The organism is Enterobacter cloacae complex sp. 2022EL-00788, from assembly GCF_026627565.1.
Lineage (GTDB): Bacteria > Pseudomonadota > Gammaproteobacteria > Enterobacterales > Enterobacteriaceae > Enterobacter > Enterobacter pasteurii.
Genome location: NZ_JAPNMC010000004.1, coordinates 20,827 through 43,911, shown reverse-complemented (window position 1 = coordinate 43,911; position 23,085 = coordinate 20,827). Strand labels below are relative to the sequence as shown.

General features: G+C 58.1%; 18 protein-coding genes and 1 tRNA gene. 12 read left to right on the top strand and 7 right to left on the bottom strand.

The window, feature by feature from the left end; translation table 11 throughout:
• Position 1: 1 nt before the first annotated feature.
• Positions 2-2,440 carry a poly-beta-1,6 N-acetyl-D-glucosamine export porin PgaA gene (gene pgaA / locus OWK27_RS07115; RefSeq protein WP_267590097.1) on the bottom strand — a complete coding sequence of 813 codons (2,439 nt, stop codon included), beginning with the start codon at positions 2,438-2,440 and terminating at the stop codon, positions 2-4.
• Between the two features lie 669 nt (positions 2,441-3,109).
• Here pgaA and OWK27_RS07110 point away from each other — a divergent pair.
• Positions 3,110-3,637, top strand: a complete 528-nt coding sequence (locus tag OWK27_RS07110) for a LuxR C-terminal-related transcriptional regulator (protein WP_148418646.1) — start codon at positions 3,110-3,112, stop codon at positions 3,635-3,637.
• 61 nt (positions 3,638-3,698) lie between these two features.
• On the opposite strand, the gene OWK27_RS07105 is transcribed toward OWK27_RS07110, so the two are convergent.
• Both OWK27_RS07105 and OWK27_RS07100 read right to left on the bottom strand, forming a co-directional pair.
• Positions 3,699-6,716 carry an autotransporter outer membrane beta-barrel domain-containing protein gene (locus OWK27_RS07105; RefSeq protein WP_267590096.1) on the bottom strand — a complete coding sequence of 1,006 codons (3,018 nt, stop codon included), beginning with the start codon at positions 6,714-6,716 and terminating at the stop codon, positions 3,699-3,701.
• A 116-nt stretch (positions 6,717-6,832) separates the two neighbouring features.
• A complete protein-coding gene (locus tag OWK27_RS07100; RefSeq protein WP_148418491.1) occupies positions 6,833-7,147 on the bottom strand; it encodes a lipoprotein in 315 nt (104 codons plus the stop codon).
• Positions 7,148-7,322: 175 nt separating this feature from the next.
• On the opposite strand from OWK27_RS07100, the gene OWK27_RS07095 reads away from it, so the two are divergent.
• Together OWK27_RS07095 and OWK27_RS07090 are read left to right on the top strand one after the other, a co-directional pair.
• A complete protein-coding gene (locus OWK27_RS07095) occupies positions 7,323-7,955 on the top strand; it encodes a LuxR C-terminal-related transcriptional regulator (protein ID WP_148418492.1) in 633 nt (210 codons plus the stop codon).
• Positions 7,952-9,763: a hybrid sensor histidine kinase/response regulator gene (locus OWK27_RS07090; RefSeq protein WP_267590095.1), complete on the top strand. Its 1,812-nt coding sequence runs from the start codon at positions 7,952-7,954 to the stop codon at positions 9,761-9,763. The genes OWK27_RS07095 and OWK27_RS07090 overlap by 4 nt, the downstream gene beginning before the upstream one ends.
• Before the next feature lie 86 nt (positions 9,764-9,849).
• Here OWK27_RS07090 and OWK27_RS07085 read toward each other — a convergent pair.
• Positions 9,850-9,925 (bottom strand) — tRNA-Phe (locus OWK27_RS07085).
• Positions 9,926-10,020: 95 nt separating this feature from the next.
• The gene (locus OWK27_RS07080; RefSeq protein WP_148418494.1) at positions 10,021-10,734 is read right to left on the bottom strand and encodes a DUF554 domain-containing protein; all 714 of its coding nucleotides are present in this window, start codon (positions 10,732-10,734) and stop codon (positions 10,021-10,023) included.
• A 181-nt stretch (positions 10,735-10,915) separates the two neighbouring features.
• On the opposite strand from OWK27_RS07080, the gene OWK27_RS07075 reads away from it, so the two are divergent.
• Positions 10,916-13,051 carry an ornithine decarboxylase gene (locus OWK27_RS07075; RefSeq protein ID WP_148418495.1) on the top strand — a complete coding sequence of 712 codons (2,136 nt, stop codon included), beginning with the start codon at positions 10,916-10,918 and terminating at the stop codon, positions 13,049-13,051.
• A 54-nt stretch (positions 13,052-13,105) separates the two neighbouring features.
• On the opposite strand, the gene OWK27_RS07070 is transcribed toward OWK27_RS07075, so the two are convergent.
• Together OWK27_RS07070 and OWK27_RS07065 are read right to left on the bottom strand one after the other, a co-directional pair.
• A complete protein-coding gene (locus OWK27_RS07070; protein WP_267590094.1) occupies positions 13,106-13,798 on the bottom strand; it encodes a response regulator in 693 nt (230 codons plus the stop codon).
• Positions 13,788-15,425 (bottom strand): ATP-binding protein, encoded by a 1,638-nt coding sequence (locus OWK27_RS07065; RefSeq protein ID WP_267590093.1) that lies wholly within the window; start codon positions 15,423-15,425, stop codon positions 13,788-13,790. The genes OWK27_RS07070 and OWK27_RS07065 overlap by 11 nt, the downstream gene beginning before the upstream one ends.
• 346 nt (positions 15,426-15,771) lie before the next feature.
• Here OWK27_RS07065 and OWK27_RS07060 point away from each other — a divergent pair, with 346 nt between their 5' ends.
• From OWK27_RS07060 to citG, 8 genes are read left to right on the top strand one after another with little or no spacing between them, the layout of a single operon-like run.
• Positions 15,772-17,133 carry a 2-hydroxycarboxylate transporter family protein gene (locus OWK27_RS07060; RefSeq protein ID WP_176609503.1) on the top strand — a complete coding sequence of 454 codons (1,362 nt, stop codon included), beginning with the start codon at positions 15,772-15,774 and terminating at the stop codon, positions 17,131-17,133.
• 17 nt (positions 17,134-17,150) lie between these two features.
• Positions 17,151-18,014, top strand: a complete 864-nt coding sequence (locus tag OWK27_RS07055) for a fumarylacetoacetate hydrolase family protein (protein WP_267590092.1) — start codon at positions 17,151-17,153, stop codon at positions 18,012-18,014.
• Between the two features lie 13 nt (positions 18,015-18,027).
• Positions 18,028-19,050: a [citrate (pro-3S)-lyase] ligase gene (gene citC, locus OWK27_RS07050; protein ID WP_267590091.1), complete on the top strand. Its 1,023-nt coding sequence runs from the start codon at positions 18,028-18,030 to the stop codon at positions 19,048-19,050.
• 16 nt (positions 19,051-19,066) lie between these two features.
• Positions 19,067-19,360, top strand: coding sequence for a citrate lyase acyl carrier protein (gene citD / locus OWK27_RS07045; RefSeq protein ID WP_252004190.1), 294 nt, complete (start codon positions 19,067-19,069; stop codon positions 19,358-19,360).
• A complete protein-coding gene (citE, locus tag OWK27_RS07040; RefSeq protein WP_176609506.1) occupies positions 19,357-20,232 on the top strand; it encodes a citrate (pro-3S)-lyase subunit beta in 876 nt (291 codons plus the stop codon). The genes citD and citE overlap by 4 nt, the downstream gene beginning before the upstream one ends.
• A 10-nt stretch (positions 20,233-20,242) precedes the next feature.
• On the top strand, positions 20,243-21,766 hold the full coding sequence (citF, locus tag OWK27_RS07035; protein WP_267590090.1) for a citrate lyase subunit alpha: 1,524 nt from the start codon (positions 20,243-20,245) through the stop codon (positions 21,764-21,766).
• Positions 21,763-22,302, top strand: a complete 540-nt coding sequence (gene citX, locus OWK27_RS07030) for a citrate lyase holo-[acyl-carrier protein] synthase (protein ID WP_267590089.1) — start codon at positions 21,763-21,765, stop codon at positions 22,300-22,302. Before citF ends, citX begins: the two co-directional genes overlap by 4 nt.
• Entirely contained in the window at positions 22,280-23,083 is an 804-nt protein-coding gene (gene citG / locus OWK27_RS07025; RefSeq protein ID WP_267590088.1) for a triphosphoribosyl-dephospho-CoA synthase CitG, read from the top strand. Before citX ends, citG begins: the two co-directional genes overlap by 23 nt.
• Positions 23,084-23,085: the final 2 nt, after the last annotated feature.

The window sequence follows — 23,085 nt, the reverse complement described above, 5'->3', positions numbered from 1 at the left end:
CTTAAAAGCGTAAAGTCGCATCAAACGAGACGGAAAGATTGCTTTCGCGTTTGCCGTCGTAAGGGCGTTTATCCCAGTTCAGCATCACCCCGGTATCAATGACGTTATTCCACTGAACGCGTTGCCCGTAGCCCAGCAGGGTAACGGCGCCAGGCGACTGATTTTTCTGCCAGTATCCGCCGCCGCCGGCCACAATCTGCTGGCTCCAGAGGGTGTCGTAGTGGCGGTACATCTCATGGTCAACGGACAGGGCTGCCGTGACGGAGAGATCCCGCTCGGGGTTGTAATAGAGCGTATCCCGCAGGCTGTTTTTGCTGGCGGCGATCCCCGGTTCGAGATCCAGCGTCAGGGAGGGGCTTTGCCAGAGACGCTCTTTCCCCGTGAGGGCGTATTCCTGACGGCGGTTATGGTCTGAGAAGCGGCTAACGGCGGCGCTGAGCCGATACTCCCGGCGCTCGTTCTGGTACCAGCGCACTCCGCCTTCGCCCCGGTTCGCGCCGATCCCATTGCGGAGCGCCCGTAAGGGCGTGGTGCGGGACAACCGTTCGAGGCTACCGCTGACCTGCCAGCTATCGTTGAGGCTGTAAGTCGTTGAGAGCCGGGCACCCGGCGTGCTTTTACCGTGATAGCGGTTGCTGGAGAGCTCGGCCTCGAGCGTGAGGTCGCGGGGCCGCCACTCAACGCCGCCCAGCAGGTGGCGGCTGATGCCTTTACCTTCGTCAAAATTGCCCTGCGCATAGCGGGCGCCGGCAAACAGCCGCCAGCTATCCGCAACGGGCGGGCCATAGAGCGTGGCGTCCCAGCTCATGTCGTGGCTGCCGCTGACGGGATTGTCCGAGTGCAATCCTTTACCCGCGTTCAGACGCAGTTCAGACATGTGGTGGACCGCTCTGAGCCTGTCCAGACGGCGGGCGCTGCGATCGTCGGGCGCGCGGGCTATCACGTCCTCAGCCAGTAAATCCATCTGTCGCCACTCCTGAAGGTCCATTGCGACGTAAGCCTGCTGTTTCTCAAGCTCCAGATTCGAAGGTTCTAGCGCCTCCGCTCGCTTTAGCTTTTGCTCGGCCGCGCGCGGCAGGCCCCTGGCCTGAAGCAGGGCGGCATAGTCAATCTGTAACCCCTGATTGCCCGGCGCCGTTGACGCCAGACGATGCGCCAGCCTTTCGGCCTCCGGCAGGGCGTTGGTCGCCAGCAAATAGTTAAATGTGAGCGACTGCCCGGTAAGCCACCGATCGTTCGGCTGAGCGTTCGGGGACCCGAAGTCGTAGCGGATCCAGGGGACGCTGCGGGTCTGGCGCTCAACGTAGCGGCGGGCGGCCTGGTACTGCCCCGTATCCAGCCAGGCGTAGAAAAGCGCGTGCTCCTCGTCCTGCGGATCGGAGGCGTACCGTGGATAGCGCTGCAGAAGCGAGAAGGCGGCGGCGGTGTTTTTCTCCTGCAAATACGCGGAGATCGTCCAGCCGATGGCCCACTCCGGCACCGGATGCCGTGCGGCTGTCAGCGCCTGATATTCGCTAATGACCTGCCGGTAATCACCGTGCGCATACAGCGCGCCAAGCCGATCGATACGGGCAAGGATGACGTCTTCAGCCGCCTGCGGTTCGCTTTGCCAGCGGGAAAGCAGGGCGTGGTAACGATCTAACGCGTTTTGTGCCAGCCGCAGGCGCTCTTTCTCCGTTCTGCCGGGCACGTCCGCCAGGCGAACCATTTCGGCAGCGGCGTTACGCTCAAGGCGGCGACGCTCCGCGGGAGACAGCGCCGCGCTTCGTGACAGCCAGAGCGCGGGCGTGCTTATCCGGTTATCCGCTAGCGCATCGATCGTCTCGCGAAGAAGGGCCGTATTCCCCGGTGCGGCGTTCAGCGCGCGCATGTCCGCCAGCAGCCGATCCCAGCTTTTTCCCTGACGCATCCAGACATAGGAGAGCGTCTCAAGGTGCGCGGGAGATGGATCGTCCTTAACCATCTGCCGGGCTTCCCGAAGCGCGAGGCGATCCATGCGGGCGTCGGCCAGGGTCTTAACGTAGCCGATGCGGTAATCGTCGTTATCCGGCGCAAGGCTGCGCGCCTCTTTCCACAGCGTTAAGGCGGAAGGCCAGGCTTTTTGGTTTCTTCTTGACTGCGCGACGGCAGCGATGGCGCGAGCGGGCAGCGGCATATAGATGCCATAACGCTGCCAGACCTGAATAACCTCGTCATCGCGGCCTGCCCAGGAGGCTACCTGTAACCAGTCCGCAACCCGTTCGGGCGTTAAAGCATGCTGCTGCTCGTAGCGCTGTACATAATCAAGAAACAGAGCGTAATTACCGTTACGTGCCTGTTGAATCTGATGCTCATAAACGGATTCATCAGCCTGAACCAGAACAGGAAAGAGTAATACCAGGAACAATAATATTGTGGTGCGATAAAAGAATAACGTAGTGAAGCGAAGCGATCTTTCCATATCTATTTGCCATTTGTTTATCATGAATCCATTGCATAACACGGCCGCCTTTTAACTCAGCGTTAAAGGCCATAAAGGAAAACATTAAATCTGAATGATGTTACGTTATGGGGTACTTACCTAAAGGTAATTATGAGCCCTCCGCACAGTGGTTCGGTTGGGGGTAATGTACACCTGATGTGTTGGGGGATAAATAAGCTGAAAAGCGGGGTGGAGGTTTTGAGATAATTCTGGAAGCAAGCGGTTTTTTTGATAATTAAATACAAGGCGATTGTTTTTAACTTGCTGATAGTATTTGATTTTTCTTTCTTGTTTTTCCTTTTTGCTATATTCGAAATGAAGTTCTGCTCAGTTAATTAAAGAACTTTCCGGTGCATGTTTGGGAAGTTTCATGACAAAAATTCTTAATGTTCAGGGAAGTGACTTTTCTGAAATTCTTTTTTATTTATAATTAACGCAAGCCATTGAGTGATAGTCTGCAAAAAGTCTGGCTCACCAATGCGCATATTGAGGGATGATCAAAGCCAGAATACATTTGCCGTTAATGTAAAGCGCTATAAACGAAAGCGTTCTTCTTTCTTAAGAGGCGGGCTTGCTATAATCTAAAAGGGATGGTTAGTGGCGACTTCAATAGTGTTAGTGACTCAGGATTGTTTCCTTGTCAGGGGGATGCGGCTATTTTTCCCGGATATAATTTGCCTCAGTTCGATTGACAGAAACATATTTGATACCGGTGCAGATGAATATACTGTACTGATTGATAGCCGTACGCCGCTCCGTTTATATGATTACCTGATACGCCATCCGGCCAGAACGAGAAAAACGATCTGCTGCGTTATGCTGGATATGGGCCATCGGGATGAGGATCTGCTCAGTATGAAGCTGTTTATGAACACGTCGCTTACGGCTCCGGATATGGCGTCGTTATTCAATCTGGTGCTCGATATGAAAGGCAGGCGTCTGACAACCAAATGGCTGCTTAACTTACGGCTGAGCAGACACGAAGCGATAATGCTGCGGTTGCTGAAGGCAGGGAGGTCGATGGAAGAGATTGCAGAGAAGCTGAATATGTCGGTCAAAAGCCTGTACCGCAAGCGAACGATGCTGTCGGAGCGGCTAGGGGCGGGGAACTTCAACGAAGCGTGTTTGTTTATCTTTAAAAACAAACTGCTGGACGCGGTTGGGAACGATCCCTAGCTTTGTCAGAAGCCAAAAGCAAAAACCCGCCTCGGGGGCGGGTTCGTTAAAGTGAAATCCTTCAGAACGACCAGCGCAGATTAGCGTTAACCGAGTTGACGCGGGTGTCCGCACCATATTGTCCCTGATAACCCACATCCAGCGTCGCAGCACGCGACAGCTGTACGCTCACGCCGATATCACCCACCATCACGTCCTCATCCACGGCCTGCCCCTGAGTAATGAACGCGTCGCTGCCCGCAAACGCCATGCGCGAAGAGGTATTCTTATCGCCATACGCGTGCTGCCATCCCAGCGAACCGTAGAGGTTAACGTTCTTCGGCAGTTCGGTCATACCGCGCACCCCGAGGGTGGAATAGAAGGTGTTCATCGTTTCGTTACGTACGCTCAGCGCGGCGGCACCGCCGTCCTCCCTGAAGCTGTCGGTATGCAGCCGAATGTACGATAAATTGACGAACGGCTCGAGATTCATATCAGGCTGGCCGAAACGGTAGCCCGCTTCGGTGAACGCCAGCAGCGAGTTGGCGTCGTAATCCGACTTCAGCCGATCCGAGAAGCCGCTGAAATCAACGTTGCGCTCGCCTTCGATCTTGTGCCAGGTGTAACCAAGCGCGCCGCGAAGGGAGAACGCATCCTGTTGACCAGCCGCATACAGGCCAAGGTGATAGTTGTCGGTATCCGTTGAGGAACGACGGCTGTCGACGTCGTAATCACCGCGGCTGTAGCCGAAGTAGCCACCGACGCGCACGTTATGGTCCGACAGCTTGCGATCTGCCCCCAGCAGGAAGCCGGTGGTGTTGCCGTCCAGCTTGCCCACGTTACCGTCGCCGCTGTTTCGGCTCCAGGAGCTAAAGGTCTGGCCCCAGACGCCACTGTTTTGCGGCTCCGGCTGCTGCACCAGCGACATCGCTAGCGGTGGTATCGGCAGGCTGTCGTTATCAAACGCGCGCTGCATACGCTGGTTTAAGACGTTAACCACCTGCGTGCTCCCGGCGATAAGACTGGACTGCACGGACGGATAAACTTCACCGGACAGCTGGTTGAACGCCTCGCGCGCTTCCGGCGCGCTCAGCACCAGCAGCGAGTTATACAGCGCCAGCGACGGGCCGCTTTGCGTCAGCGTGGAGAGCGCACCGGCGGTATTCCATTGGTTGCTGCTCCTGGCCACGGTCTGGAAAATCCCCGGCTTGCCGCTGCCCGGGTTTTCACCGCCAGGATCCTCACCGCCCGGATTTTCGCCACCTGGGTTCTCACCACCTGGGTTCTCACCACCCGGGTTTTCGCCTCCGGGGTTCTCTCCTCCAGGATTCTCGCCGCCGGTCTCTTTCTGCGCGATGGTCAGATCGACGGCGTTGGTGCTCTGCCTGAGCGCCACGTCCAGGAAGGCGGATTTAGATATCGCCGACGCAAACTCGCCGTCAATCCCGCCGTTCGACGTCAAAATGCGGTAGCTTTGGCCCGTTTTGTAGCTGGTTTGCGGGTCCAGTGCGTTGACCTGTACCTTAGCCTGATTGCTGATGGTGGTTTTGCCCGACACCAGCAGCTGGTCGCTGCGGCCATCTCCCGCGATATCTACGTCATAGAAAGATTCGCCGATAAAGTTCAGATAGCGTTTCAGCGTCAACGTGCCGATATTGCCGTCGCCGGGGGAGATATGCCCGCCGGACAGGATCTCGGTCTGGCCCAGCGTGCCGTTACCGCCCAGCGTGCCGCCGGCCTTGATTGACGCGGCGCTGCTGTAGCCCAGCCCGTTGCTGACGTCTGAACCCGCCGTCGCGTTGAGGATCAGCGTGCCGCCGTTCTCCGCGCTTAGCGTCTGGACGTCAAAAATATCGTCTTCTGGCCGGGTGTTAATATTGCTGGCAATGATGACTTTACCGCCCCGCGCGGTTACGTTCGCCTGAAGGGCTGAAAGATCGCCGTTCAGCGTCGTCTGCCCGGAGGTGTTGATCACATCCCCTTCGCCGCTCATCGTGTTGCTGAAGACGTAATCGTCGTCGGTATGGTTGAAGTAGACATAGCTGCCGAATAGCCCGCCGCGCAGGCTGATTGCCGTCTTCGCATCGAGGGTACCCGCGCCGCCTGCCGTACCAAGCGTTGGCTCAGTTATACCCGTGCCGGTATCCATGTTGCCGCGGCTGCCGATGATGAGCGCACCCCGGTTCGAGCCGGAACCCGATGTCCCCACGATCAGCGTATTGCTGCCTGCGGAAAATGAACCGCCGTCAATAACCGACAGCACGCCGTTGCCATAATCACCCACGCTAACGCTGCTGTCGCTGGTAAAGCGCGAGTCTTTGCCCGCAATCACCAGCTCCGCGGTTTTCCCTGCCCCGGAGACGCCCGCCACCTGCACGCCGCCAACGTTAACCGCTCCGCCGTCCAGTACGTCCAGGTCGCCATTAAGCGTCAACGTACGGCCAACGTTCCACTGTGAGCCGCTCCCGGTGACGGTGGCTTTCGGGCTCAGCGTGTCGGCTTCATCCGGCCCGGTACCATTACCGATGCGCGCATCGTAGGCGGTATTGAGCGCCGCGCCGTCCTCAATTGCCAGCGTGGAGCGTGCGCCCAGATCGGTGCCTACGCTCAGAAAATTACTGGTCACGCGAGAGCCGGCACCCGTGGCGATAAGGTGGCTGTCGTAGCCCCGGGTGGTGCCGACAACGATCTCCTTTGCGCTCGCCAGCGCGCCCTCTTCGACTCGCAGGGTGCCGAGCCCGAGATTCAGGTCGCCGCGCAGGACGTACCGATCGTTCACCGCGTTAAGCTCCGCGTTTGGCCCACGGACCGTGACCACGCTTTCATAAATCTGGCCGTCGAACAGCCGACCGATATTGATGTTATAGGCGGTGATTTTGCCATTATCGATCAGCAGGTTTCCGCGTTGATTACGTCCAACGTAAACATCGCCGGTGTAACCCAGCGTTTCGGTAATACGCGAGTCGCCGTCAAAAAATGCATCGGCTGCACGCGCGACGTCGGCAGGTAAAAGCAATAACAGCGGCGCGGAAAATAGGGCGAGGTAAAGTCTGGAAAGCGGCGTCTTAACCGCTAAAGAATGCGATGTAGAGTTATTCACGGGCTATCTCCGTACTCATTAGCGTGATGTCGGGAAAATCGTTTTTATATGAAAACTCAGATACGTCAGATAACGTAAAAGGCGTTATTTCAGTACGCCTTTTGCTGTGGCGTTAATTATTTATGTGTGACAACAGGTGTACAGGTTGGCGCGCTAAGCGTCGGTGCGGATCCTAAAATTCCCGGCATCATCATCGATGAGCAATCGAAAATACGCCCTTTTTCCGTCGTCGCGCGATAAGAGAGTTTTTGTCCTCCCAGCGCGTCCGGCTGGGCGCCATTAACGTTGGTCACGGTTATTTCATCCGATGAGCCCAGCCCCAGCATTTTAGCGGTCTCCGCCTGCAGGAGTGGAATAGCCTGATCGGTTTTTAGCGTGGAACAACCGGCTAGCATCAACGTAATGGTTAAAAAGAGCAGCGATTTTTTCATAAATTATCCTTTATATCCAATCAGTTAATTTCACTGATTGTATTTAAGTTCTCAATTACCCAAATCAGCGGATAATATATTTCTCTTTCCTAATCGAAAAAACCCTCCTAAAGTAGGGTGGGTAGATAATAATTCATCCGAACTCTCAGATATGCGAAGGTCAAAGGAGGACCCTTTGGGACAGAATTATGCGCTGGTCGTTGATGACCATCCATTGGTAGCAAGCGGCATCGCCAATTTTCTGATTACACATTGCCAGTTTAAGCAGGCGTGCGTGGTGACGAATGAGGAAGATTGCTACCGTCAAATTAGGGATACTGGCCCGCCACGCTTGCTGGTAATCGATTTTTGGCTCTCGTCCGGAACGGCCCTGAAATTACTTAAAGAAATAAAACAACTTTACCCACAGGTACGACTCCTGGTGGTCAGCGGGGATGACAATAATGATCTCTGGCGGAAAGTGCATGCCGCCGGTGGGCACGGTTTTGTATTGAAAAGCGAGCCGCCTGAAATGTTCTCACGGGCCGTTTTCGCACTCGCTGATAATTTAACCTGGTTTCCTGAGGGAGACGAAATTCCCGTTAAGTCGACCAGTGAGAAGTTAAGTAAATTTAACTTAACGCCGCGACAAATTGACGTGTTAAATATGATTATGCGCGGCCTGCCAAATAAAAGAATCGCCGCACAGCTTTCAATTTCTGAGCCCACGGTTAAAGAACACATCAGCAATATTTTGAAAAAGATAGGCGTTAACAGCCGGGTCGAAGCCATTACGCTTTTGCATGGCAAACAGGAATCATCGGAATGAGGTTTTTCCAGCATTTACAAAACGATGTTATCTCTGCCCCGGCGCAGATCCGTTTGCTAAATAATACATTTCTACGGCTGGTATTCAGCTTTAGCGCGGTACCCTTTGTCGGTATTCCTTTCGCCATCTGGATTTATATGCTTGGGGACAGCCTCGGCCCAACCATTACCTGGATAATCATTTATTTGCTATGTGCTGTGGCGATACGAATATTGCACCGGCGCTATCAGCGCGAAGCGAAAGAAAATGTTGAAAAGGACGTCCTGCGGCGCTGGCTTCCGCGTATTAATAATATCGCCTTTATTCACGGGCTGGGCATTTCATCACTCTATTTAATTACGCCACAGACGCAGAACTTTGACTTTTTCCTGCTGCTTAATATCAGCATTGCCGCCATCGTTGCCGCCAACGCAACGCATCTGACGCCGGTCATCAGCACCTTTACGCGTTTTTTCTTCGCCTCGTGGGGCGTGCTGAACCTCGGTATTATCTGGCGGCTGGATGAGCTGATGTTCATTGTGCTTATGCTGAACCTGCTTTACGGCTTCGCGATTTATCGCCATGCGTTAACGTCACACGCGTTCTTTATTCAGCAGGCGCTGCTTGAGGAAAAAAGCTCACGCCTGGCGGAGCAGTTTCGTCAGGCCAAAGAGGACGCGGAGCAGGCGCTGCTGGATAAAAATCAGTTTCTGACAACCGCCAGCCACGATCTGCGCCAGCCCGTGCACGCTATGGGCTTTCTGATCGAAGCCATCCTCCACCGAAACCGGGACGACAGCCTGACGCCGCAACTCCTTGACCTGCAGCAGAGCGTTCGCTCGGTACATTTGATGCTCAATTCTCTGCTCGATCTCAGCAAAATAGAATCCGGGAATGTACTCTCTGCCCCTACTAAAGTGGATATCGGCGCTCTGCTCGACTCGGTCATCACGCTGTTTCGCGAAGAGGCCAACAGCCGCGCACTTAGGCTGTGCACCCGGCGGCCCAAACGCCGCATCTGCGTGACAGGCGATCCGCTTCTGGTGCGACAGTCCCTGATTAACCTGATTCAAAACGCCCTTCGCTACACGCTCAAGGGCGGCGTGCTGGTCGCCATCCGACCGCGCGGCGAGGAGTGTATGGTGGAGGTGTGGGACACGGGGGTCGGTATCGCCGATGATGAGAAAGGCAAAATCTTTTCACCTTACTACCGCCCCGAGCTGGCATGGAAGATCGACAGCGCCGGACACGGGCTGGGACTGGCCGTAGTCGCCCGCTGTGCCAAGCTGATGAAGGTGAAGTACGGGATGCAATCCATTGAAGGTAAAGGCTCACGCTTCTGGATGCGCTTCACCCAATATGCTGGCGAAGACATCGCGCCGGATATCCCGCCCGCCAGCGACAACACCGCCACGCCGGTACGCTATGCGCCGCTGCACGGCTCCTGCCTGGTCGTTGATGACGACCCGCTGGTGACGTCTGCCTGGGAGAGCCTGATGAGCGTCTGGGGAATCAACGTGCGCTGTGCGGCCTCCGCTGAAGAAGCATTTGCCATAATCGACGACGGCTTTACGCCGTTCGCCGTGCTGTGCGACCAGCGTCTGCGATCCGGCGAAAGCGGCTTCGACATCCTGAAAGCGCTTTTTGAACGTCTGCCGGATATGAGCGGCGCGATAGTCAGCGGCGAATTTAATTCACCGGTTCTGCTGGAGGCGGAGCAGGAAGGGTACCTGGTGCTCCGCAAGCCTCTCGAGCCGGCTAAACTGCATGCGCTGCTGACGCAGTGGTCGGGGGGAATGGATAAAAACGTGGCTGCGGGATTACGTTGATTGAGCGGGGGCAAGTTAAGGCATTACGGAAGGATTGGCGGGCTTAGAAAGCAAAAACCCGCCACGAGGGCGGGTTCTTTAAATAGTGGTGCCCGGACTCGGAATCGAACCAAGGACACGGGGATTTTCAATCCCCTGCTCTACCGACTGAGCTATCCGGGCAACGGGGCGCATTAAACCCGATTCATCCTCCGTCGTCAACGAAATTTGTTGTTTTCGTTGCAGACTGCACACTCTCTCACCATTTCGCCGCAAACTTAAGCGAAAAAGTGCGTCCAGAGCGCGGAAAGGGGCATTGCGAGCAGCAGGGCAGGGAGCATATTCACCACCGCGAACATTTTGATCCCGCAGATGCGCAGCCCCGTCGCCAGCAGCAGCAGGCCACCGACGGCGGTAAAGTCCGCCATCATCGCGGGCGTCGTCAGCGGCAGGATCAGCGCGGCGCAGGCGGCAAGCGCCAGCTGGATAAGCAGCATCGGCACACTAATCGCGGCGACGGCAATGCCGAGCGTGGTAGCAAAAATCGTGGCGGTGAAGAAATCCAGAAATGCCTTCGCAATCAGGATGCTGGGGTCACCGGTCATCCCTTCCTGCATCGAACCGAATATTCCCGTCCCGCTCGCGCAGAACAGAATAATTATCGCGACGTAGTTCTGAATAAACGATTCATGGGTGCCGTGTTTCGCCTTGCCCGGCCGGGCAATCAGGTTTTTGGCCTTGCCTACCGCGCTGTTGATGCCTTTTTCCAGATAGCAAAACTCGCCTATCAGGGCGCCAAGCAGCGTTGCCAGCACCATCACCGGCAGGTTGGCGCATTTAATCACTAACAGGATGCCGATCCCCAAAGATGCCAGTCCAAAAATAGAGGGCATAGAGACCCGAATACGCTCCGGCAATCGCTGACTGAGCACCGCTCCGAGTACGCCGCCCAGCAGTACGGCTCCCGCGTTGATAAAGGGTCCAATAACCACGTTTAACTCCTGTTATTTAAGCATTGGCATTGCATGATTATGGCACGTCTGTGCCTGATTACGCTTAGCTTTGGGAGGCGAAATGCATACTGATTCCTTGTTGCACCTGAAAATAAAAGGTGACATGATTGCGCGAATTTTCTCCTCCCTGTCTCACCGTTCGGTGAGGGTACTTGCGCTTATGAAAACCATGAAAATTGCCGTCAGCCGCGAGCTGGTATCCACAGTATCTACCCACCGCGAAAAGGTGACGCTGGATAACACCGATTTTACCGATGTGGCGGCAGTCGTCATGACGGTCGCGGAAAGCGGGAGCGGCATTCTTGCGCTGCTGAAGCGAACCGGTTTTCAGCTACCGGTGTTTATGTTCTCGCCGGAGCCAGGAGAGGTACCTGATGGCGTCACGGCGGTTATCTCGGGTAAAGCACAGGAATTCCTGGAAGTAGAATCTGCCGCCTGCCGGTATGAAGAGAACCTGCTGCCGCCTTTTTTTGACACCCTGAGCCAGTATGTTGCGATGGGCAACAGCACCTTTGCCTGTCCGGGACACCAGCACGGCGCGTTTTTCAAAAAGCATCCCGCCGGGCGACAGTTTTATGATTTCTTCGGTGAGAACGTGTTTCGCGCCGATATGTGCAACGCCGACGTCAGGCTCGGGGATTTGCTGATCCACGAAGGGTCCGCCAAGCACGCGCAGAAGTTCGCGGCGAAAGTCTTTAATGCGGATAAAACCTACTTCGTGCTCAACGGCACCTCCGCTGCCAACAAGGTGGTGACCAACGCGCTGCTGACCCGCGGCGATCTGGTGCTGTTCGATCGTAACAACCACAAATCCAACCATCACGGCGCGCTGATTCAGGCAGGCGCGACGCCAGTCTATCTTGAGGCGGCGCGTAACCCGTTTGGCTTTATCGGCGGGATTGACGAACACTGCTTTGACGATGCTTACCTGCGCAATCTGATCCGCGACGTTGCGCCGGAGAAGGCAGGCGAGACCCGCCCGTTCCGCCTGGCCATTATCCAGCTCGGCACCTACGACGGCACGATCTACAACGCCCGTCAGGTGATCGACAGGATCGGCCATCTTTGCGATTACATCCTCTTTGACTCCGCCTGGGTTGGCTACGAGCAATTTATCCCGATGATGGCGGAAACGTCTCCGCTCCTGCTGGAGCTGAACGAGAACGATCCGGGCATTTTCGTGACCCAGTCGGTGCACAAGCAGCAGGCCGGGTTCTCGCAAACCTCGCAGATCCATAAAAAGGATAACCACATACGCGGTCAGGCGCGCTTCTGCCCGCACAAGCGGCTGAACAACGCGTTTATGCTGCACGCCTCCACCAGCCCGTTTTATCCCCTGTTCGCCGCGCTGGACGTGAACGCCAAGATCCACGAAGGCGAAAGCGGGCGCAGGCTGTGGGCGGAGTGCGTGGCGCTGGGCATCGAAGCGCGCAAGGCGATCGTGGCGAACTGCCATATGATCAAACCGTTTATTCCGCCGACGGTGGCGGGGCGTCCGTGGCAGGATCATCCTACTCACGCCATCGCCAGCGAGCGTCGCTTCTTTAGCTTTGAGCCGGGCGCAAAATGGCACGGGTTTGAGGGATATGCCCGCGAGCAGTACTTCGTCGATCCGTGCAAGCTGCTGCTGACCACGCCGGGCATTGATGCGGAAACGGGGGCGTACGCGGATTTCGGTATCCCGGCGACCATTCTGGCGCACTACCTGCGTGAAAACGGCATCGTGCCGGAGAAATGCGACCTTAACTCGATCCTGTTCCTGCTGACGCCGGCCGAGAGCGCCGGGAAGATGGCGCAGCTGGTGGCGATGCTGGGGCAGTTTGAACAGCATATTGAAGACGACACGCCGCTCGCGGACGTGCTGCCGACCATCTACCAGAAATACCCGGTGCGTTATCGCGACTACACTATCCGGCAGCTGTGCCAGGAGATGCACGATCTCTACGTCAGCTTTAACGTGAAGGATTTGCAGAAGGCGATGTTCCGCCGGGAGAGCCTGCCCGCCGCGGTGATGAACCCGCAGGACGCCAACCAGGAGTACATTCGCGGAAACGTGGAGCTGGTGCGCATTCGCGACGCGGAAGGGCGCATCGCCGCCGAAGGCGCGCTGCCGTATCCGCCGGGCGTGCTGTGCGTGGTGCCGGGCGAAGTCTGGGGTGGCGCGGTGCAGCGCTATTTCCTGGCGCTGGAGGAGGGCATTAATATGCTGCCGGGCTTCTCGCCGGAGCTGCAGGGCGTGTACAGCGAGAAGGACGCCGACGGGATTAAGCGGCTGTATGGGTATGTGTTGAGATAGTGCGGGCTGTTGCCCTCACCCTAACCCTCTCCCACAGGGAGAGGGAACTTTTCTTCAAACCGCACTACGTTTATACATCCTTCTCGGATGCCCAATCTTCCCGTACAGCATCTCCACGCTCAGAAAGCCCACCTCCACGCAGTGCTCCAGGTAGCGTCGGGTGGTGGTTTTACTCAGCCCCGTCTCGCTCACCACCTCATCCACCGTAAAACAGTGCGCCGCCTTGTCGTTAAACAGCGTCTGCACCCGCGCCAGCGTATTCTCCTCAATCCCTTTGCTGCCGTTGTCCAGGCGGTAGTTTTTCGCCTGTAACTGATAGAGTGAATCCACGTTCTGCTGATCGACAATTTTCCACACGCGCTGCTGTTCGGCAAACTGTACGAAGCGCTCCAGCGACTGGCTGAGACGCTTCCAGGAAACCGGCTTGAGGATATAGTCGAACGCGCCGTTACGAATAGCCTGGCTACAGGTCCCCATATCGCTGGCGGCGGTGATGAAAATCACCGAGCAGTTGGCGCGTGCCAGCATGGGGTCGCTGACTAGCGTGATGCCCTTACCGTCGGGCAGGTAGTTATCCAGCAGCATCAGCTGCGGCCGTTTGCTCTCCAGCTGAACCTGCGCGTCGGCCAGCGACGAGGCAATCCCCACCAGCCTCAGGCGAGGGTGTTTACCGATCAGCTCCGCGTGCAGTTGCGCCAGTTCGTTCTCGTCTTCAACAATCAGTACGTCGATAAGTTCATGTTGCATAGTCGGTATCTTCCAGTTCCTGTGCGGGGTGCCGGGCCGTTCCCGTGGCGGGAATAAACAGTGAGAAAATGGCACCGCGTGGGGTGTTATCGGCAACTTCGATTGCGCCGCCAGCCTGTGTGACATAGCTTTCAATCAGATACAGGCCAATACCGTGATCGCCGCGCGTTTTGGTGGTGATGCCGCGCTCAAATATCCTGTCGCGGATCTCCGGTCTGATGCCGACGCCCTGGTCGGCGACTTCGATGATCAATTCCTGCGCGCTGAGCTTTATCAGCACTTCAACCGGCGCATGGGGAAGCGGGGCCCGCTGGGTTGCCTCGATGGCATTATCCAGCAGGTTACCGATGATCGAGATTAGCTCCGATTCCGGCAGCGGCAGGAACGGCTTATCCATCCGGCAGGCCGGATCGAAACTCAGCTCAACGCCCTTCTCGCGGGCGCGGGCGGCCTTGCCGAGCAGCAGCCCGCACAGCGTTGGGGAGCTAAAGCGGGACGAGATAAAGTCCAGAAGCTCCTGGGCATGCTCCGACTGCGCCTGAATGTAGCAAATCGCCTCTTCATAACGGCCCATGTGCAGCAGGCCAGAAAGCGTGGTCATGCGGTTCAGCTGCTCGTGACGCATGATGCGCAGGTTATCGACGTAGCGTTTTACCTGGCTGAGCTGGGCGCTGAGGGAGTCGATCTCGTTGCGATCGCGGAAGGTGATAACCCAGCCCTGCAAAGCATCCTCCAGCATAATCCGCACCCGGCTGGCAATGACCGTGAGATCGTTAAAGCGGCAGATCTCATCGTGGGTGTCTTTCGCAAGCATGGTCTGCGGGTTGAAGAACGGTACGGGCGCGATCACCCGGCCGATGGGCTGGCCGCGCAGCTCGCGCGCGGGCTGGCTTAGGCCTAACAGCTTGCGCGCCGCCTGGTTGATCACTTCAATGCGCAGATCGTCATCTATGGCAATCACCCCTTCATAAATGGATTCCATCATCGCCTTTTGCTGGCGCACCAGCAGGCCGATTTCGCGTGGCTCAAGGGAGAAGATCTGCTTCTTAATACTGCGGGTGAAGAACCAGGAGAAGACAAACAGAGCGATAAGCAGCAGGACGGCGGCAATCAGAATATTGACCACCTTGTTGACGGTGATGGTGTCGAGATAGCTCGTGAGATACCCCACCGAAACAATGCCCACCACCTGTCCGGCATCGTTGAAAATGGGGGCTTTGCTGCGCAGTGAAATGCCTAAACCGCCCTTGCGGATGGTGGTGGTGCTTTTGCCGTGCAACACCTCGTCGTTATCCCCACCCACCAGGGTGGTGCCTACGCGGTCGGCAAAGACGGAGTGAAAAAGATGCAGCCCTTTATTGTCACCTACCACAATAAAACTGGCATCGCTGTGGGCCGCTATTTTCTGCATAAAATTCCGGATGCCCTGGATATCCTTTTGCTCAACCTCTTTTCGCAGCGTAGGAATAAGCGCAATTTCTTCAGCCTGTATTTTTGCGCGCGCACTCATTTCCTGATAAAGCTGCCTGCCGACATCGACATAATAATATCCGCCCAGCAACGCAAACAGCACTGAGAAAAAGACGACCAGCGAAATAAACAGCTTGATCTGAAACGATACTTTCATAACTATCACGCGAGGTATCAACAGGTCGGCCCAATATATCACCTTTTAAGACGAGGGCGCCCGCTTTGCCGAAAACTTGTGATCCCTTGCACAGCACGGTCTGTACAAGAATTTTCCTAAAAAGGTGAACTGCTTAAGGCAAAATGAATAAATGTTATTTGTTTGTGCATTTAAGAAAAGAAACCATAAAAACCACGGCAATAAATAAGGCGTAAATCACATTAAATAAACGAAACCATTAAAACCATAGCTGCCATTAAAACTTCGCTTTTAATATGCCATTCCTCACATAAAGTAAGCCTTTGTGACTCTAAGCTGAACGCACAAAATAACTAAGGGGCTTATTATGAGCACAACTGACGATTCATTCTCTGTTACCCACGACCCGATTGATATTCAGCGGCCAACGCTTAAAGAGCGCTGGTGGCATATTATGGATACCTGGAAAGTCGGGATTATTCCTCTGCCGCTGTTCGTGCTGGCGGGCGCGCTGATTGCGATTGATTGCCTGGGCGGAAAACTGCCGAGCGACATTGTGGTGATGGTCGCAACGCTCGCCTTCTTCGGCTTTGCCTGCGGCGAATTTGGCAAGCGCCTGCCGATTGTCGGCAAGCTCGGCGCGGCGGCGATTTGCGCCACCTTTATCCCTTCCGCACTGGTCTATTACGGCCTGCTGCCGGACGTGGTGGTCGAGTCCACCACTAAGTTCTACAAATCCACCAACATTCTCTATCTCTACATCTGCTGCATTATTGTCGGCAGCATCATGAGCATGAACCGTACGGTGCTCATTCAGGGCTTCCTGCGCATCTTCTTCCCGATGCTGTGCGGCGAAATCGTCGGCATGGTGGTTGGGATGGGCGTCGGCCTGGCGCTGGGCCTTGAGCCGTTCCAGATCTTCTTCTTCATCATCCTGCCGATCATGGCGGGCGGCGTCGGGGAAGGTGCGATCCCGCTCTCCATCGGCTATGCCACCCTGCTGCACATGGATCAGGGCGTGGCGCTCGGCCGCGTGCTGCCGATGGTGATGCTCGGCGGCCTGACGGCGATCATTATCTCCGGCTGCCTGAACCAACTGGGGAAACGCTACCCGCACCTGACCGGCGAAGGCCAGCTGATGCCGAACCGCGCGAACGCGGATGCCACCGTTTCTCAACCTGCGTTTTCCGGTAAAGCGGACGTCACCACCATCGCCTCCGGTGCGCTGCTGGCGGTGCTGCTGTATATGCTCGGCATGCTCGGCCACAAGCTGATTGGCCTGCCCGCGCCGGTTGGGATGCTGTTTATGGCGGTGCTGGTGAAGCTCTGCAACGGCGCCTCGCCGCGCCTGCTGGAAGGCTCCCAGGTGGTCTACAAATTCTTCCAGACATCCGTGACCTACCCAATCCTCTTTGCCGTCGGCGTGGCCATCACCCCGTGGCATGAGCTGGTCGCGGCGTTCACCGTCAGCAACCTGCTGGTGATTATCAGCACCGTTTCCGCGCTGGTGGCGACAGGCTTCTTCGTCGGTAAAAAGATCGGCATGCACCCGATTGATGTCGCCATCGTCTCCTGCTGTCAGAGCGGGCAGGGCGGTACCGGCGACGTGGCGATCCTGACCGCAGGCAACCGCATGAGCCTGATGCCCTTCGCCCAGATTGCTACCCGTATCGGCGGCGCGATTAACGTCTCTGTCTCGCTGCTGATTCTGGGCAACTTCCTCGTTTAAGTATTCAGGAAATAACAATGAAACTCGCAAGCTTTTTATATCAGGGAAAACGCAGCTACGGCATCGTCCAGGCCGACGGCGTGATTGATTTAGGCCGCCGTCTCGGCGACCGCTACGGCGACCTCAAGGCGCTGCTGCAGGGCAACGGGCTGGCGCAGGCCACCCGTTATCTGAACGACGCGGTGGACGTGCCGATGAGCGCCATCACCTTCTTGCCGGTGATCGTGCAGCCGGAAAAAATCCTCTGCGTGGGCATGAACTACGCCGACAAGCGCAAGGAGTTTGACCAGCATAATCCGGCCCCGACGCTGTTTGTCCGCTTCCCGGATTCTCAGACCGGCCATAACGAGCCGGTGCTCAAGCCGCGCCACTCCAGCGAGTTCGACTACGAAGGCGAGCTGGCGGTGATCATCGGCAAGGGCGGGGAGAACATCAGCCGCGACAACGCCCTGCGCCACGTGGCGGGCTACAGCTGCTACATGGACGGCTCCGCCCGCGACTGGCAGCACACCTGGTTTACTGCCGGTAAAAACTGGCGCCAGACCGGGGCGTTTGGCCCGTGGATGGCGACGGCGGATGAGATCCCGGACCCGCATCAGCTGGCGATCCGCACCTGGCTGAACGGCCGCATGGTGCAGGAAGACAACACCAGCAGCATGATCCACAAGGTTGCTGAGCTCATCGAGTACATCAGCACCTTCACCCGCCTCAGCCCGGGCGACGTGATCATCACCGGCTCCCCGGGCGGGGTGGGTAAAAAGCGTAACCCGCCGCTGTTTATGAAGGAGGGGGATCGCATCGAGGTAGAGATTGAGCATATCGGTCATCTGAGCAACGTGATCGTGGAAGCGCCGGCCGTCGGGCTCGCGGCGGCACACTGAGCAAGGCGGCAGCATGAAATCGCACCCCATCGATTTTCGCCACACGCTGGTGGCGAAACACCCGGAGCGCTTAAGCCAGATCCGTTATCTGCTGGCAGATAGCGGCCTTGGCCTGGACAACGACATTACCCTGTTTGTCGAAGCCTGGTCCGGCCCGCAGCTGGTGGGCTGCGCAGGGCTTGCCGCCAACGTCATCAAATGCGTGGCGGTCAACGAGCAGCTGCGCGGGGAAAACCTCAGCGCGCGGCTGCTGGCAGAGGTGGAAAACGCGGCGCTGGAGCGCGGCCATTTTCACCTCTTCCTCTGCACCCGACCGTGCAACGGCGAGCGTTTTGCCCGCAGCGGCTTCTGGCCGATTGCGCGGAGCGGAAACAACGCCGTGCTGATGGAGAACACCCCGCAGGGGATCGAGCGCTACTGCCGTTCCCTGCGCGCGAAGCGCAGGTGCGGGGAGAACATTGGCGCGATAGTGATGAACGCCAATCCGTTCACCCTCGGCCACCGTCATCTGGTGGAGCAGGCGGCGATGCGGTGCGATGCGCTGCATCTGTTCGTGGTGCGTGAGGACGCGTCGTTCTTTCCGTTCAGCGCCCGCCTTGAGATGGTGCGCGCGGGCGTGGCGCATCTGCCGAACGTGGTGGTGCATGAAGGCTCGCAGTACATCATCTCCCGCGCCACCTTCCCGGCCTATTTTCTGAAGGAGACCGGCAAAGTGCAGCAGGCGTGGAGCGAGATCGACGTGCTGATCTTCCGGAACTTCATCGCGCCGGCGCTGGGCATTACCCATCGTTTTATCGGTTCAGAGCCGTTCTGCGACATCACCCGCCAGTACAACCAGACGCTGCACGACCTGCTGGCCTCGCATATTGAGGTGGTGGAACTGCCGCGCATCAAGGCCGCCGGGAACGCCATTTCAGCCTCAGAAGTGCGTCGCTTGCTTAAGACGCAGCAGTTTTCGCGGATCCGGGAGATCGTCCCGGATTCCACCTTCGCGCACCTCGAAACGCATTACCGTGCGAGTGCGGAAGTCGCATAACTATCAGGAATTTATCATGAAAATTGTAAGGGAGGCGCTGGCCGGAACGCAGGAGTCCAGCGACCTGATGGTAAAAATCGCCCCCGCTCACGGCGAGCTGGAGATTGTCATCCACAGTGAAGTGATTAAGCAGTTTGGCGAGCAGATTCGCCAGGTGGTCAATGAAACATTGCGCGCCATGAACGTACGCCAGGGATTAATCATTATTGAAGACAAAGGGGCGCTGGACTGTGTGATCCGCGCTCGCCTGCAAAGCGCGCTTCTGCGTGCCGCCGATGAACAGGCCGTTAGCTGGGAGGCGCTGAAATGAGCAAGCTCCGCCGCAGCATGCTGTTCCTGCCGGGCGCCAACGCCGCCATGCTCTCCACCGCGTTTATCTACCGTCCTGACTCCATCATGTTTGACCTTGAGGACGCCGTCGCCCTGCGCGAGAAGGATACCGCGCGCATGCTGGTGTTCCACGCGCTGCAGCACCCGATGTATCAGGATATCGAAACCGTGGTGCGCATTAACCCGCTCAGCACGCCGTTTGGCCTGCTGGATCTGGAGGCCGCCGTGCGGGCGGGCGTGGACGCGATCCGCCTGCCGAAGACCGACACCCCGGAGGATATTGACGAGCTGGAAGGCCACCTGGCGCGCATCGAGCGCGAGTGCGGCCGCGAGGTCGGCTCCACCCGCGTGATGGCGGCGATTGAATCGGCCATTGGCGTAATAAACGCCGTGGCGATTGCCCGCAGCTCCCCGCGCCTGATCGGCATCGCGCTGGCCGCCTTTGACTACGTGATGGACATGCAGACCGAGCGCGGCGACGGCACCGAGCTGTTCTACGCCCGCTGCGCCGTGCTGCACGCCGCCCGCGCCGCGGGCATTGACGCCTTCGACGTGGTCTGGTCAGACGTTAACGACGAGGCCGGATTCCTGCGCGAGGTCGACCTGATCCGCAGGATGGGCTTTAACGGCAAATCCCTGATCAACCCGCGCCAGATCGACCTGCTGCACAACGCCTACGCCCCAACGCAGGAAGAGGTAGAACACGCGAAGCGGGTGATTGAAGCGGCAGAAGAGGGCGAGCGTAACGGCCTCGGCGTGGTGTCGCTCAACGGCAAAATGGTGGATGCACCGATTATTAACCACGCGCAGGTGGTGCTCGAACGCGCGGCGGCCTCCGGCGTGCGTCGGTAAGGATGACAAAATGAATCAGACAGAACTTCTTCACGTGAATTTTCCCCATCTGCGGGAGTTAAAACCGTTTGATACCGCCCACAGCGCCACGCCGTGGCTGGCTGACGGCGACGCGAAGCACAATCGTAAACTCTGCGCCTCCATTGAAGAGGCGGTGGTGCGCAGCGGCCTGCGGGACGGGATGACCATCTCTTTCCACCACGCGTTTCGCGAAGGCGACCGGGTGATCAACACCGTCGTGGGGCTGCTGGCGCGGATGGGCTTTAAAAACCTGACGCTGGCATCCAGCTCGCTGATGACCTGCAACGACGCGCTGATCGAGCATATCGAAAGCGGCGTTATCACCCGGATTTATACCTCCGGGATGCGCGGCAGGCTGGCGGAGGCCATCTCCCGCGGGCTGATGGACGAGCCGGTGCAAATCCACTCCCACGGCGGGCGCGTGAAGCTGCTCCAGGACGGCGAGCTGAATATCGACGTGGCGTTTCTCGGCGTGCCGTGCAGCGACGCGTTTGGTAACGCCAACGGCACGCACGGCAAGTCGTGCTGCGGCTCGCTGGGCTACGCGATGGTGGACGCCCACTTTGCCCGTAAGGTGGTGCTGCTGACCGAAGAGCTGGTGCCGTTCCCGAACATGCCCGCCAGCCTGGCGCAGGATCGGGTGGACTACATCGTGCAGGTGGAGAGCGTGGGCGACCCGGCGAAAATCAGCGTCGGCGCGGCGCGCGTCACCAGCAACCCGCGCGAGCTGAGGATCGCCCACTATGCGGCGGACGTGATTGAACACTCGGGCTATTTCAGACCGGGCTTCTCGATGCAGACCGGCTCCGGCGCGGCGGCCACCGCCTGCACCCGCTTTATGGAAGAGAAAATGGAGCGCAGCGGCGTGAAGGCGCGCTTTGCGCTCGGCGGCATCACCGGCAGCCTGGTGGATCTGCACGAGAAGGGGCTGATCGAAAAGCTGCTGGACACCCAGTGCTTTGACGGCCAGGCGGCGGCCTCGCTGGCGCGCAACCCGAACCACGTGGAGATCTCCACTAACGTCTACGCCAACCCCGGCAGCAAGGCGGCAAGCTGCGATCAGCTCGACGTGGTGATCCTCAGCGCGCTGGAAATTGACGTCGATTTCAACGTCAACGTCATCACCGGCTCCGACGGCGTGATGCGCGGCGCGTCCGGCGGGCACTGCGACGTGGCCGCCGCGGCGAACCTGACCATCGTCGTTGCGCCGCTGCTGCGCAGCCGCATCCCGACGGTGGTGAAGCGCGTCACCACACGCCTCACGCCGGGCGAAAGCATCGACGTGCTGGTCACCGATCACGGCATTGCGGTCAATCCGGCGCGCCCGGAGATCCGCGAGCGCCTGCTGGCGGCCGGGCTGAAGGTTGTGGATATCAACGCGCTGTACGAGCGGGCGATCTCGCTGACGGGCGTACCGAAACCGATTGAGTTTACCGATAAGATCGTCGGGGTGATCCGCTACCGCGACGGCAGCGTCATCGACACCGTACGGCAGGTGAAGGAGGATCTATGATTTCAGCGACACCCGTGCGGGCGGGTGTCGGCCTGGGCGAACTGCTGGCGGCGAAGGAGCGCCGCGCGGCGCGCCAGGCTGACATGCTTGAGCACTATCAACAGCCGGCGATCTCCCTCACGCTGGTCACGCCAGGGGAGATCAAGGACAGCCTGCGCTATCGCAACACCATGGGCGTGGCGCTGCAGATGTGCGACCAGCTGCTGTGGGAAAACCGCTGGCAGGTGCTGGACCGCCAGGTGCTGTGGCTGCCGACCGGGCCGGAAGCCCTGTGGTGCGTGGCCCATCCCGCGGCGGAAATTAAAGCCCACTGTGCAGCGCTGGAGCAGACGCACCCGCTCGGCAGGCTGTGGGATCTGGATGTGATTTGCCCTGAAAACGGCCACGTCGGGCGTCAGTCGCTGGGCTCACATCTCAGACGCTGCCTGATCTGCGACGAGCCCGCGCACGCCTGTTCCCGTTCGCGAAAGCATCCCGTTGAGCAGGTTGTTTCCCGCGTGGAGAAAACAATTGATGACTGGTTTGCTCGCGACTAAACCGCGCCCGGTTGATGTCCCCGCGCTTGCCGAAGCGGCGCTGTGGCAGGAGCTGGAGCTGACGCCCAAGCCGGGGCTGGTGGACAGGCTCAATAACGGCTCCCATCGCGATATGGATCACGCGCTGTTTGTCCGCAGCATTGCGGCGATAGCGCCGTGGTTTATGCGTTTTGCGGAGCTGGGTAACACCCATGCAGATAAGCCCGCTGGCGAACAGCTGCGGATCCTCCGCCCGATGGGGATGGCGTGCGAGCAGGCCATGTATGTCGCAACCGGCGGGATAAACACCCACAAAGGCGGCATTTTTGCCCTCGGCCTGCTGTGCTTCGCTGCCGGACGCGTGAAGGAGGCCTGCGCCGATAGCCTCTGCCTTGAGGTAAGTAACGTCTGTCGTGGGCTGGTTTCGCGGGAGCTGGCCGGGCGCAGCGGGCAGGCGACGGCGGGGGAGCGGCAGTACCAGCGGTACGGCTTGACCGGCGCGCGCGGCGAGGCGGAGAGCGGATTTGCGACGGTGCGCAACGCGCTGGCGCGGTGGAACGGACGGTCGCTTCACGGCCTGCTGTTACGCCTGATGGCAATCAATCAGGACAGCAACCTGGTGTCGCGCGGCGGCATTGAGGGGTTGCGCTACGTGCAGGGTTACGCACGGGAGCTGCTGGCTAACGGCTGGGACCGCGAGGCGTTGCGTAGAATGGATAATGCATTGATCGAACGGAATTTAAGCCCTGGAGGCAGCGCGGATTTGCTGTCAGTGGGGTGGGTACTTGCTGCAATAAAATAGCC

Bases quoted from the DNA above. Each gene is read 5' to 3' on its own strand.
- citC (WP_267590091.1), top strand. From the start codon at position 18,028: ATGAAATCGCACCCCATCGATTTTCGCCACACGCTGGTGGCGAAACAC.
- OWK27_RS07055 (WP_267590092.1), top strand. From the start codon at position 17,151: ATGAAACTCGCAAGCTTTTTATATCAGGGAAAACGCAGCTACGGCATC.
- citD (WP_252004190.1), top strand. From the start codon at position 19,067: ATGAAAATTGTAAGGGAGGCGCTGGCCGGAACGCAGGAGTCCAGCGAC.
- OWK27_RS07075 (WP_148418495.1), top strand. From the start codon at position 10,916: ATGAAAACCATGAAAATTGCCGTCAGCCGCGAGCTGGTATCCACAGTA.
- OWK27_RS07065 (WP_267590093.1), bottom strand. From the start codon at position 15,425: ATGAAAGTATCGTTTCAGATCAAGCTGTTTATTTCGCTGGTCGTCTTT.
- OWK27_RS07110 (WP_148418646.1), top strand. From the start codon at position 3,110: ATGCGGCTATTTTTCCCGGATATAATTTGCCTCAGTTCGATTGACAGA.
- OWK27_RS07100 (WP_148418491.1), bottom strand. From the start codon at position 7,147: ATGAAAAAATCGCTGCTCTTTTTAACCATTACGTTGATGCTAGCCGGT.
- citE (WP_176609506.1), top strand. From the start codon at position 19,357: ATGAGCAAGCTCCGCCGCAGCATGCTGTTCCTGCCGGGCGCCAACGCC.
- citG (WP_267590088.1), top strand. From the start codon at position 22,280: ATGACTGGTTTGCTCGCGACTAAACCGCGCCCGGTTGATGTCCCCGCG.
- pgaA (WP_267590097.1), bottom strand. From the start codon at position 2,440: ATGGAAAGATCGCTTCGCTTCACTACGTTATTCTTTTATCGCACCACA.
- OWK27_RS07060 (WP_176609503.1), top strand. From the start codon at position 15,772: ATGAGCACAACTGACGATTCATTCTCTGTTACCCACGACCCGATTGAT.
- OWK27_RS07070 (WP_267590094.1), bottom strand. From the start codon at position 13,798: ATGCAACATGAACTTATCGACGTACTGATTGTTGAAGACGAGAACGAA.
- citF (WP_267590090.1), top strand. From the start codon at position 20,243: ATGAATCAGACAGAACTTCTTCACGTGAATTTTCCCCATCTGCGGGAG.
- citX (WP_267590089.1), top strand. From the start codon at position 21,763: ATGATTTCAGCGACACCCGTGCGGGCGGGTGTCGGCCTGGGCGAACTG.
- OWK27_RS07090 (WP_267590095.1), top strand. From the start codon at position 7,952: ATGAGGTTTTTCCAGCATTTACAAAACGATGTTATCTCTGCCCCGGCG.